Source organism: Enterococcus innesii (assembly GCF_022846515.1).
GTDB lineage: Bacteria > Bacillota > Bacilli > Lactobacillales > Enterococcaceae > Enterococcus_D > Enterococcus_D innesii.
The window spans coordinates 2,570,997-2,583,116 of the sequence record NZ_AP025635.1 but is presented as its reverse complement, the minus strand read 5'-3'; the positions used below and the strand labels follow the sequence as shown (position 1 = coordinate 2,583,116).

9 protein-coding genes are annotated in these 12,120 nt (G+C 39.9%); 5 read left to right on the top strand and 4 right to left on the bottom strand.

Annotation, left to right across the window (positions count from 1 at the left end):
* Positions 1-28: 28 nt before the first annotated feature.
* Positions 29-3,637: an immunoglobulin-like domain-containing protein gene (locus ENLAB_RS12075; RefSeq protein WP_244351270.1), complete on the bottom strand. Its 3,609-nt coding sequence runs from the start codon at positions 3,635-3,637 to the stop codon at positions 29-31.
* 658 nt (positions 3,638-4,295) lie between these two features.
* Here ENLAB_RS12075 and ENLAB_RS12070 point away from each other — a divergent pair.
* Positions 4,296-4,499: a hypothetical protein gene (locus ENLAB_RS12070; protein ID WP_244351245.1), complete on the top strand. Its 204-nt coding sequence runs from the start codon at positions 4,296-4,298 to the stop codon at positions 4,497-4,499.
* A gap of 210 nt (positions 4,500-4,709) precedes the next feature.
* Here ENLAB_RS12070 and ENLAB_RS12065 read toward each other — a convergent pair whose 3' ends face one another.
* A complete protein-coding gene (locus tag ENLAB_RS12065) occupies positions 4,710-6,200 on the bottom strand; it encodes an AcpB/EbpR/MafR family transcriptional regulator (protein ID WP_244351242.1) in 1,491 nt (496 codons plus the stop codon).
* Positions 6,201-6,606: 406 nt separating this feature from the next.
* Between ENLAB_RS12065 and ENLAB_RS12060 the strand changes: the two genes are divergently transcribed.
* From ENLAB_RS12060 to ENLAB_RS12045, 4 genes are all read left to right on the top strand, one after another.
* Positions 6,607-7,182, top strand: a complete 576-nt coding sequence (locus ENLAB_RS12060) for a recombinase family protein (RefSeq protein ID WP_081119030.1) — start codon at positions 6,607-6,609, stop codon at positions 7,180-7,182.
* Positions 7,183-7,649: 467 nt separating this feature from the next.
* The gene (locus tag ENLAB_RS12055; protein WP_244351240.1) at positions 7,650-9,161 is read left to right on the top strand and encodes an AcpB/EbpR/MafR family transcriptional regulator; all 1,512 of its coding nucleotides are present in this window, start codon (positions 7,650-7,652) and stop codon (positions 9,159-9,161) included.
* A gap of 419 nt (positions 9,162-9,580) precedes the next feature.
* Entirely contained in the window at positions 9,581-10,447 is an 867-nt protein-coding gene (locus ENLAB_RS12050; protein WP_144771910.1) for a LysR family transcriptional regulator, read from the top strand.
* A 500-nt stretch (positions 10,448-10,947) separates the two neighbouring features.
* Entirely contained in the window at positions 10,948-11,100 is a 153-nt protein-coding gene (locus ENLAB_RS12045; RefSeq protein ID WP_175632043.1) for a hypothetical protein, read from the top strand.
* 37 nt (positions 11,101-11,137) lie between these two features.
* Here the strand turns inward: ENLAB_RS12045 and ENLAB_RS12040 are convergent, their stop codons facing one another.
* Complete coding sequence (locus ENLAB_RS12040; RefSeq protein WP_077453646.1) at positions 11,138-11,671, bottom strand: IbrB-like domain-containing protein; 534 nt, start codon at positions 11,669-11,671, stop codon at positions 11,138-11,140.
* Positions 11,598-12,089 carry a hypothetical protein gene (locus tag ENLAB_RS12035; RefSeq protein ID WP_201705754.1) on the bottom strand — a complete coding sequence of 164 codons (492 nt, stop codon included), beginning with the start codon at positions 12,087-12,089 and terminating at the stop codon, positions 11,598-11,600. Before ENLAB_RS12035 ends, ENLAB_RS12040 begins: the two co-directional genes overlap by 74 nt.
* Positions 12,090-12,120: the final 31 nt, after the last annotated feature.

The following is a 12,120-nucleotide window of genomic DNA, read 5'->3' as shown; positions in this document are numbered from 1 at the left end:
TACAAGGGTCTCTCGTAGTTTTTGTTTCTTATTCTGTGATCGAAACGGTTGCTTGTGCGATTTCTCGTGTGCTTAGGTCAGCAAAGCGATGCAATGCATGGATCGTCATCTTGCTGTCTTTCGTCACGCGGTTGGCTTGTTCTTGGTTCAAATAAGCGGTAAACGTGCCATCCGCAAAACCACTTACCCACAGAATCATGCCATCAATTTCAAGTCGTCCAAAGTTGATGTCATCTCCTGTATAGGTTCCCGTAATGGTTCTGTCACCCAGCTTGTATGGGTCTGGTGTAATCGTACCAATAAATTCTTTATCGATAGTGACTACACTGCGATCCAATTCGGTGTCCACTGGACGGCCATTAACAACCTCCCGATGGTAAGCAACCAATTCAACTGTTTCCGCATCGCGAATTAAATTACGTGTATCTTGATTGACAAAGTAAGTAAAGGTTTGGTCTGTTGTGTTAAAGGTACCACCCCATGAAACTGAACGCCCATCAACGATCAAGTTGGCGAAATTCACATTACCAGTAAAGGTTCCGGTAATTTCACTATCTGTCACTTTGAAGGCTGCTGGTTGAATCGAACCTGTTGCTTTGACGATTTCTACCGGCTGCAACACCAGCTTATGATCAATCGTTTGTCCATCGACTGTTTCACGATGGTAAGTTTGTAATTCAACTTTCGCTGCTGTTCTGATCTGGTCTCTAAATTGTGCGTGAACAAAGAATTCAAAGCGACCCGTCTCTTTATTGAAGGTACCACCCCAGTTACCTACCGATTGTCCATCAATCACCAAGTTGGCAAAATTGATATCCCCCGTAAAGGTTCCCGTAATCGTGGTATCAGTGTAATTGTATTTATCTGGTGTGATCGTCCCTTGAAGTTGATCAATCACTGTTACTTCTTTGGTTTCTAGCACTTCGATGGCTTCCGTGTTGCCATTGATTTGACGATTCAGCGCTTGGATCTCAACTTTGTCGCCCGCTTTGATCCCAAGGTTCGCTACATAAAACGAGAAGGTGCCATCGGCATTGAAGGTACCACCCCATGCATTAGAAGGCGTGCCATTGATCACTAAACGGGCAAAGTTGACATCACCCGTAAAGGTCCCTGTAATCATGGTTTCACCAACTCGGTATTGATCCGGTGTGATCGTACCAGCCAAATCTCTAGTCAATTCAACAGTTGTCCGATCAAGTACTTTGCCATATTGATCCAAGGCTTCGATTTCTACGACATCATCTACGGATTGGATGCGATTGCCGATAAAGAATTCGAACGAACCATCAGCAAAATTCCCACCACGAACGGATGACCCATTTACATACACACGGGCAGAAGCAACATCACCGGTATACGTTCCTCTCAGGAATTGATCGCCAGAAGAAACATTGTAGGTATCTGGTGTGATCGTGCCTTCGGTGTTTGCTGGATCAGTGACAACGATCGTTGAAGCAATATTTGATTGCAATCCGTCAATGCTTGCTTGAGCAGTAATAATTGTTCCCGCTGCTTGTTGATCAATCTCTACTTCAAAATTGCCCTCACTGTCAACAGTGGCATTTTTCGTTTCAGAATCGCCTATAGTAATTTCCACATGTGCATCTGGTTCGGCTGTTCCACTAACAGTCGTGTCTGTGGTTGTCACTTGATTCAACGTTGTTTCGGCGATCGTTGCGCGCTCAACCATGGTTTCCGCAATATTTGATGAAATGCCATTTAAGGTTGCTTGGGCGGTGACTACCGTACCAGCTTGTTGTTTCTCAATCGTCAATGCATAGATACCATCACTACCCACTCGTCCATTCGCAATGATCGTGTCACCGGCTTTGATCGTAATCTCAGCATTCGGCTCAGCCGTTCCCGTCACACTTGTGGAGTCAGTATTTAGATCGGAAATCGTTGTTTCGGCAATCGTTTCTTTTTCACTATCTTCTACAACTGTTTCTGCAACCGATTGGATACCATTGGCCGTTGCGGTAACAGTCACTTTTGTTCCAACTGCTAACGGTGCGTTCGGAATCGCAAATTGATAAGTTCCATCACTTGCAACGCGTCCCGTCAAACTTCCTTGTCCTTCAATAGTGACTGCTAAATCGGCATTTGGCTCAGCTCGTCCCGTAATGTGCGTTGAGCTTGTGGTTAAGTCGTCAATGGTCGTTTGTTGAATCGTTGCGGTATCCACAAAGTCACCAAAAGCGATTTTTCCGATTTGAGAACTATTGAATGTTGCGTTGAAGATTGAGTCATTGGATTCAATTCGCGAAGTAACTTGTTTGTTCGTATAAGTATTTAGTGAGAAAGAACCTTGTCTAAACTCTGGATAATTAAAGCTGGGCTCTCCTGAAAAATCAGCTGATCTTCTCCAAGTTTGCATTCCTGTCGATGAGTGAATCGTGTAGTTCGTTGTTCCTGGATAGGACCCAATTGCGGTTCCATTGGTATGATTGTTTTGGATTCGAACATTTGATCCTTCATGGAAAGTGCTTGATTGTCCAACGTTTACCGTTGAATACGTGCTTCTTCCCACGACATCCAGTGTTCCCCCAGATAATACGGTCAAAGCACCTCGTAATCCCAAGGCTTCTTGTGTTTTTTGCGTATTTGGTGCACTTGTGATCTTAAACGTTGCATTCGAATTAACTACTACGCTTGAGGCACTTCCTTCGATCAAGACTGCTTTTGCTGTATTTGAAGGATTGTTTTGAGTAACATCTAATAAGCTGCCTTCACCTAAATCAATTCGACCACCACTTGCAAGATAAATCGCACGAGCTGTTCCGTTGTTATTTGCAACTACAGAAGCACCACTGCCGATATTCATCCGGACATTCGAAGTAGCCCAAATCAAGGAACCTGCATCTAATCGGTTTTCGCCAAAGAAATTAGCTGAAGAATTGCTAGCGGCTAAATAGAGTAAACGCCCTGTTGCATGACTATTTTCATGAGTAACGTTTGTAAAGGAAACACTGGACGTTCTATTTTGATAGATCGTATTTGTTGCATGGGCTACGATTCTCACATTTCTGATACTTAATCCTTGATTCACCGTATTTCCATACAACCGAACATTATTCCCGAAGGTTAACGTATGACCATTCCCTTCAATCGTTTTGGTCGTCCCTGTCCATGTCACACTACTAGTCATCGTGATGTTATTGGCTAAGCTGATTTGTGTAACGGTCGCATTGGCTAATGCTGTCCGTAATTCAGCATCAGACGTTACTTGGACACTTGCCCTTGTTGAACGAGTTTCGGCAGCGTTTTCCGATGAGTCATCAGAACTATTTTCGGAATTTTCTCCATTTGATGCGTCTGTTTGTTCCTCATTTTCTGCAGCTTCATTATTTTCTGAAGAGTTCTCAGTAGATGCTTCTGTTTGAGCTTCTTCACTTTCAATAGAAGAACTATCGGTTTCCTGATTTTCTTGATCATTGGTCGCGGTGATCTCATTGCCTAAGTCTTGCGTCGTTTCACCATCCGATAATAGATTGGGTGCTTCTACTCTCTCTTGAGGAGCTTCTAAGGAATCGGAAGCTTTTTCTGTCGCCATCGCATTTATTGGCAGCGCCGATAATGTTAAATGACTGATCAACAATAAACCTGTGACTTTTTTACTAAATTTGTTATTCATAAGTAACTCCTTTTTCTCTATTCTTTCTCTTGTACTTTAAAGATTCATTTCACGTTTTTACCAGTCACCCTTTCTTACTCCCTCGAAAAATATCAGTCTTAGTCCTTATTGGAACAACCTATTCGAAGCAAACTCTCTAAATACCTAAATAAGAACTAAAATATGATGTTTTTTTGACGAAAGTTTATTGCTTTTGACGAGGTTAAATTTAACATGGTTGAACATCAATAGATAAATCAAGATTTGCAAACCTGTATGAATAAATTGATTTTCATTTTCTTTTCAAATAAGGCATTTTGAAAGTTTGTGCAAAAAAAAGCGTTATAAAAAAAGACGATTCCTTATTCTTTAAAAAGGATCGTCCATTTTTGTTATTACCTGAAACCACTTGACTCATTAAGATGGATACAATGTTTCTGCCTACTAATTCTTCTTAGTATCAGAAACATTGTTAACAACAGTTCTCTTCAACAGAATGCTTCTTTTCTATAAAAAATGTCCCAAAAAAAGCAAAATAAAAGAAATTCGTTGTAATTTTACACATCTTCTAAAAAAATTCATTTTTCCTTGGTATAATAATTAGAGATCTGCGTATCATTAGATTTACGTTGCCCGTTAGTGAAGTTTCAGGCAACGTTTCTTTTTGGGGGATAGCTATATGGAAGATAAGCAAATTTTTGAGAAGCGGTGGCTATTAGCTACCAGTGAACAACGGGAGAAATACCATACCTTAATTGCCTCTTACCCTTCAATAGAGTGGACTTTTAAAGAAAAAAGCTACCTTTTGTGGCTTTGCCAACTAGATAATGACACATTCAAATCCTTTGAAGCGATTTTTGCTAAACTGGCAAATGAACAGTAAGAGTTTTCGTGGATCAAGCTACTTCATCTCAGAAGCGTCCATCTTTTTTTTAAGAGGAGTGAAGGAAATTCCTTCCTTGCTTATTAAGAGAAAAAAGCCACAACCATTTTTCTCAACGGTTGTGGCTTTTTAGCTTAATAGGTATTCTGCTTTCATGAGCATTTCTGCTAGCAATAGCTTCACTGATTGCATTCAAAGTATACACTTGACTTAACTTGGGGTTGCACTTAATGCTTGCCCCAACTGAGGATCGATTTTTTCAATCACTCTTAGCCAATCTTGATGATCCGGGATTGTTTTAAGTAAGAGATAGTCCGTGGATAAGATGAACTCTGATAGGTATTCACTATAATTCGTTACCACGAGATCGATAGCATTTTCCTTCAAATAGGCAGTCGTCAATTCATTGATTTTTGGGAAAAACACGTAATGATCATTGCCAACATAGCGCAAAAAGCGTGCGCGGATAGCGTGACAGGTGTAAAGGTCGCCTTCTAATGTCAATGCGATTCGGTTGACCTTTTGATAATAGAGTTCCTTGAGCGCCTCACTATACAAGGTAAGCGCTGCACAGATATCAGACAGGTACTCCTTACTGACCCCAAGAATTGCTTGATTCTGCTTCAAAAATACAAGATTTTTTTGATAGGCGACGTAGCTATGCTTTAGGGGCTCATTTTTTACTTCCGTCAGCAAGCGATTCAAAATGGGCGCTAGTTGATCATTGATTTTCTTAGATAACAAAAAGGCGTGAATCATCGTCTCGATTAGTTGGGGATCATTAAATGGGATGCCCCATTCTTGAACAAAGTGTTGACTTAGCGCCTGTAGTTCAGGATAAAGTGCAAACAATGCAATGAACTGCTGTTCTTTTACGGGCTCAGTCAATGTACGCTTCATCACCGTGACTAGATAAAGCCACACCAATTCTTCTTGTGGTAGTCTCACCTGGTAAAGGGCTTCGATTTTAGGTGCTAAGTCTTTCATTACGGTAAATGCCGTGTGGTCTTTGACTATCTCAGCCAAATGAGTAGGAAGTTGGATGGTCTTTCCAGACTGATAACGCTTGATTGTAATATACAAACTATAATAAAAATCACTAGGAGCAACACCCGTGTTCACTACATCAGTTGGCACTTCTGAAAACGTCTCACTGACTACCGCAATCAGCTCTTTAGGTGGAAGCAGAGTATGAGGAGTAACATCTGATTCATAATAAAAATCTTTGAAAAATTTACGAATATTCGCTTCTGCTCCACTCAAATTAACTGGTTGTAGCACCAACTCTAAACCATACTTTCTCAACGTGAGGGAAGCACTATTCAAATAACGCCGCATCGTGCTTTCTGATACATACAAGCGCTGTGCCCACTCTTCAACAGAACAAAGTTGACCATGAAAGATTGCTTCTAAAATTTGATACATACCTTCTTTTGCAACCAGCGCTCTTTTTTTGGTCAAGTATACTTTCGGGTTCGTTTCCATAAAATGATAACCATTAGCCACATGCACAAACTTGGCTGCATCCTGCAAATAGGCTTTCAGTTCCTTGATATCAGAGCTGATCGTCCGTTGAGTTACATCAAGTTTGTTCGCAAAGCTTGCGATTGAACAAGTACGTTCACGCTCAAACGCATTTAAAATTTGAAGCCAGCGAACGGTCGTTTTGTTCAGCATAAAACTTAACTGCAATTCTCTCATGTTCCCCTCCTTGTAAGCGATAGTTTGTCTAACGATTTTCTTTCAAAATGTCTTAACTCTAAAAATGATTGGCTAACACATGCCTCGAAAAAGGTATTGCACCAGTGTGTAACTTTCAGAATCTGTTGCATCGAAAGGAGTCAAACGGAGCTCTTATAGGTTTATCTACCTTATTCAGATGATTTCCTGAATCACTGTGTTTCCTAACATCTCAAGCGTTGTTTCCATAGCGACTGAGAACTGCCTCGTTCAACGCCGCAGGTTTCCTCTCTATAGTACATTATTTGCTTACAGAAAAAAACTACCCTTTTTCTTTTATTCATAATACGTTGGTTTTAGGTTGTATACTTAAGTGAACAAACGAGGTATTCTCTAGGTAGACTTATTTTTAAATGGAGGAAATTGTATGTCAAATATGGTTTATGGATACGCTCGCGTATCTACAAGACAGCAGGATCTTTCTCGTCAACTAGACTTGCTTGAACGATATGAATGCCACAAAATTTATACTGAAAAAATTAGCGGCATTCGCACAAATCGACCGGAATTAAACAAACTAAAAAAGCGAGTGAAAGAAAATGACAAAATTATTATTGAAAGCTTTTCACGGCTTGGTCGGAGCACCAAAGACTTGATTGATCTCGTCTATTTTTTCGAAAGAAAAGGAGTAAAAGTGATTAGTATCAAAGAAAATTTTGATACACAGACCCCTCAAGGAAAACTGATGATGACGGTTTTCCAAGCCTTCAGTCAATTTGAACGAGACATTATTGTGGAGCGAACCAAAGAAGGGCTAGATTCTGCTAGAGCCAGAGGAAATATTGGTGGGCGTCCACGAATCGACCCTAAACTGATTCAGTACGCCCTGAATCTTTATCAGAAGGAAGGTCGAACTGTCGTTGATATTTGTGCCCAAACTGGAATAAAACGATCGACTTTCTATCGCTATCTTCGTTTAGAAAACAACAACCACCTTTCATGAATAGGTGCTCTGATTTTGCTAATGACCCTAGATTCCCCGTAACAAAAAGCACCAGACGGATCTTGCTGATTTGTTTGATCCTTCAAAGATAACATCTTAAGTTAGCTTTGAGGGACACTTACAGTTCTTCGTCCGGTGCTTTTTTTCGTCTAGCAGATTGTTTCCTTTATTCTTCTTCATTGCTTTTTCTTTTGCTCTCTTTTCTAGAGGAACTTCCGATGATTTGTCCTCTCCCGAACCTAAGCTAAGATGCACCGAAACAGGTACCGTTCTTTTCGAAGGACACTTCTTCGTTAATTGAAGGGTGTTTTACGTATAAGTAGCGCTTGTTAAATCTGGTTCTATTAAGTTTCAAAGGATAAAGCTTCTTGATTGACGTAGAGTATTATATAATCTACTTAAAACCAACGTAATTTACATTCGGCACTGATTGCTTCCATAAGATTTCAAAAGAGGTGGTGATATCAATGTTAGAAAATTTATCAATCAATTTGCATCGAGACAAGTCATTTTCCCGTCAAGTAAAAATTTTACAGATGCTAAATGCAGCACCAACCGGTTATCATCCGCAAGAATTGGCAACGTTGCTGGGTCTATCTATGCCGACAATCACGAAAGAACTCAATGCTTTAAGCGATAGCTTGCCAGAAGAACTGATTAAAATCAACTTTTCTGAAAGTAACATCGTTTCAATCAAGTATGCACCAAATGCCTCAATCAATTTAGCGATTCAGCTTTTAAGCATGGAAACACTCGAGTTTAAAATCATGTCGAGTATCATTGATAACAAAAAATACTCCATTCATCGAGCAACGATCGAATTTGGCTATTCTCGTAGTCACTTGTTGCGAACCATCAGCTACATGAACAAGTCTTTACAAACCTATTCTGTGACGATCGCTACGAATCAACTTGACTTTATTGGTACTGAAGCCGATATTCGTTTTTGTCTGTTTGTCTTTTTCTCCGCTTATGGTGACAGCACGATTTTAGATAAAGATAGCCCGGCGGATGCACGTCTTCTGGTCCAAAAAGCCAAGGAAGCCAACAAGAAAGAGTTACATTATAGTCATTATCGACTGGCCCTGTGGTTAAGTATCGCCAAACGCAGATGGCGCTATTCTTACTTTTTGAACTTGCCGCCTTCTTTAGAGCGTAACCTATTGGAAAAAGAACGCTTTAGCATTTTCTCGCAAGTATTGAACGAGTATTATTTAAAAAAATACCGGATCATTCACTTACCAAAACAAGAACTACTTTGGCTCTTCCTCACTACACTCCACTGTCTGTCTTATAGTACATTGGATGTTACTGAAGAAGATGCAGCCAAATACATTTTTCACCATACAGAGAAACCGGAAATCATTGCGGAAATTGTTCTGTTTTTAAAAAAAGGCCAACAACCTATTTCCTCTGCAGTCTCTCAGAAAATCATCTCTTATCTAGTGAACCTCCGCTTGTTATCGATGATTTCTGCCAACTATGAATTTGCTGATCCACAAATCAAAACCTTTGTTGAATCGACCTTTAAGACAGAGTACCTCGCTTGGAATAAGTGGTTGAAACAATTCAATGACCAAAGCGCCTTCTTCTCCTTTACTCACTTGGAGCATATCGCAGTTACATTGACCTTATTAAGCGAACTGGCACCTAGTACTCCGCAAAAAAAACAACGTAAAGTGGCCTTTGCTTTTCAAGGTGGCGCTGGATTAGATGCTTTCTTAGCCGCATCAGCGGAGCTATTCAAAAATGATCAGACTGAAGTCAGTTACTTTTTCGAAGTGACTCCTGATACCCATGAATTGATCCATCAGGAAATTGATTTGATCGTCAGCAATTTTGACTTACACTTGAAAAGTAATCCCCACTTTCAGCAATTGCGAATTTCGAATGTACCAAGTCTATCTGACTGGATGATCATTCATAAAACGATTGAACAATTGGTTCAGACAAAGATCATCCCCGATTATTTACCGTAAGGAAACTGACGGCGCTTTACTAAAGCCAGCCGCCAGTTTCCTTCTTTCATTTGGAAGTTCAAGAAGCAAGTGCTGCTGCCCCCTCTTCGCTTGCGTTTTGCCTACAGGAAAAGCAAAAACCCGGTTCCTCACATTCCTTTATATCAGTAACTTATCGATGTGTTGCTCCTGGTATCTCATCACTAGAAGCCATCTAAGTAGTCGCTGGTTCCATTGCCTGCCTTTTTTAATGGAAACAACCTCTCACTTATTTCCAGGATTCGTTATAGTAACGGTCACCAAAAATAAAAAGACTTACCCCTGAATACTACACATATTTGAAAGAACTTTTATATCTATTTTTTTGATTTACGATAAAAAAAAGAAATTATTTCACTTTCCTTTTTTTGTATAATTTGAGAAAAGAAAGGGGAACAAATGTGGATTTTATCAAAGAGCTGCAATCCTTTAAAACGATCGTCGAAGAAGGGACTTTTACGAAGGCTGCTGCCAAACTAAACTATGCCCAATCAACGGTTACCAATCATATCAAAAAGTTAGAAACAGAGTTAGAAGTGGCGTTATTTTTAGAAGGGAAAAGCAATGTACTAACATTGGAAGGCGAATTGTTGAAGCAGGAAGTCCCTGGACTGATCGCCCAATGGGAGCAGGTAAAAGAACAGTTGCACAACGCTTCAAGTATGATCGACTCATCTATACGGATGGGGATCGTTCAGCCCTATGACATTTCCATTTTGCCAGAACTGCTCCATATGTTTGCTCAGCAATACCCAAAAGTGAAATTCGAGATTCTTGTGGGAACCACAATGGAATTAGCCAAAGCAGTAAAAGAAAATCGTATTGATGTCGCACTATGCTCACTTCCTCACGAGGAAAATTTTGTTTACGAAGAATTGTTCCAAGAAGAGCTTTGCTGCATCACATCGATCCACAATCCGTTAACGATCAATAAACCAGCTGATTTCGAAGGCTGTCACTTCTATCGTTTTAACGATGACAGCCTAGCACATAAAAAAGTTGAAAGCTATCTTGCCAGTTGCGTGCCATCGATCCATTGGGAATATGTCAACAATATCAGTACGATTCCTTACTTGATCGAACAAACTGGTTATTGCAGTTTAGTGCCTCGCTCTATCGTTGATCAGACCCACGCTGGAATAAAAATCTTAGCGAATCCTTTAGCAAATACTCGTATGTCGATCGGATTGCTTTCAAAAAAATCCCTAATGCATTCTCCCAGTATTACAAAAGAATTTGTCTTTGAATTAAAAAAACGTTTGCTCTAGTTATCTAAAGGAGATTATGTATCATTGACTTTTTATGCACGTTTGCTTTTTCTTGAATCAAGTGTAGTTATTTTGAAAGGATCAACACTGTAGAAAAGAAACAAGCTGTACAATGTCTAATGGAATCAAAGACGTTGTACAGCAAGGTTTTGGATATTTCTGACTCTCATAAAATGATGAAATCATAGCTTTTTCTCAATTTTAATCTGTGTTATCATTTTACTTTTTTTATACAAATTGATACGATTATTCATACCATTGATAAGAATCTGAAAAGAAAGGCTACTCTTAAATTTCAGAATTTTTCACCGATTGTAAAAAACAGAAACTCTCTTTTGTCCTTTCCAAAGTATACTCTACTTTGGAAAGACACAATGAACAAAAACGCTGGACGTGTAAACCGCTCGACTGTATTTTTCAGTAGCAGGTAGCTATTGAAAAACGAGCCTATTTTTGCAATTGTCTGAAAAGATAGACGCTGAGAAAAGGAGGAGAAAACCATGTTTATCGTTGAAGCGATCTTCAGCTTTCTAAGAGACACATTAGGTGTGATCCTAGCCATTCTCTTAGGGACACTTTGTTTGTCGATGGTGGTCAATCTGATCGTGATCGTTGTAAAAAACACCTATACAAAATTCAAAAAAAATTATTGATCAATTGCTATCTTCCATAGATAGCTTTTTTGCTCTTCTAGGTTTCTTTTTTTCCTTTGTAATATCTTTTTTCAAACTCAATCCAAGACTTGCTGAATTCATGGTTGGAAAAGGCGCTTTTTAATCCTGAGCGTTGTTTAAAGCGGAAAACTTCTTCGCGATCCATCCCTAATTCCTTGGCAATTCGTTCATCCGTCCAGTCATTAGCGACCAATTGCTGCACGATATTTCCCATCTTCTCGATGCCATGGGTACCGCGGGCCCGATTGTGACGAATCGTTGAAGCAATGCGATTCTCAAAAGGCTTATCGATCACCGTGACCGGAACGCTTGGCAACGCCAAGCGCTCTTTTGCTACGATATACCGATGAAACCCGTCAATCAAAATATACTGGTCTTGCTCTTTATCGTGGTAGCAAACCAATGGTTGCGTAAAGCCATCTTCTCGAATCGACAGTTCCAACAAATCCATTTCTGGAGCAGCCACGGTGTTGGGATTATACGTATTCGCGTGAATCTTGTTGACTGGGATCAGCTTCGCCGCTAACACTGGAAAATCGATATCGCTCATGAGGGACTACACTCCTTTTTAGAAATGAATAATTTTTTGTTTGTCGATAGACCGCAAACCCTTTTGACTCCAAAAGGGCAATTTCACTAGTCTGGTTAGTAGAAGCGAGAATCTCTGCTTCTGGGTAGTTGCGCGTGATATCCACCAACATTTTCCGTAAAAGAAACTTTTTAAATTGAGCAGCTGGATCTTTTTCATAAAATTCCCCTAGCTCCACTTTGTTGGCGCCTTTTTCATAATAAGAAAAAGCGGTCACTCGTTTTTCATCATCAAGAATCACGTACCAGTAACAGTTCTCATCATTGACTAAGTACGGAAATTGTTGCTGATACACTCGCTCTGCAAAGAAAGCTCCCATCAATTGATAGAATTGGCTTTTCTTATACGGTGGAAAAAATAAAACTAATCGTTCGTTCACAAAACCCTTCCTCTCTACGGACCCATTCGTC

Bases quoted from the DNA above. Each gene is read 5' to 3' on its own strand.
- ENLAB_RS12075 (WP_244351270.1), bottom strand. From the start codon at position 3,637: ATGAATAACAAATTTAGTAAAAAAGTCACAGGTTTATTGTTGATCAGT.
- ENLAB_RS12070 (WP_244351245.1), top strand. From the start codon at position 4,296: ATGGAAGATAAGCAAATTTTTGAGAAGCGGTGGCTATTAGCTACCAGT.
- ENLAB_RS12065 (WP_244351242.1), bottom strand. From the start codon at position 6,200: ATGAGAGAATTGCAGTTAAGTTTTATGCTGAACAAAACGACCGTTCGC.
- ENLAB_RS12060 (WP_081119030.1), top strand. From the start codon at position 6,607: ATGTCAAATATGGTTTATGGATACGCTCGCGTATCTACAAGACAGCAG.
- ENLAB_RS12055 (WP_244351240.1), top strand. From the start codon at position 7,650: ATGTTAGAAAATTTATCAATCAATTTGCATCGAGACAAGTCATTTTCC.
- ENLAB_RS12045 (WP_175632043.1), top strand. From the start codon at position 10,948: ATGTTTATCGTTGAAGCGATCTTCAGCTTTCTAAGAGACACATTAGGT.
- ENLAB_RS12040 (WP_077453646.1), bottom strand. From the start codon at position 11,671: ATGAGCGATATCGATTTTCCAGTGTTAGCGGCGAAGCTGATCCCAGTC.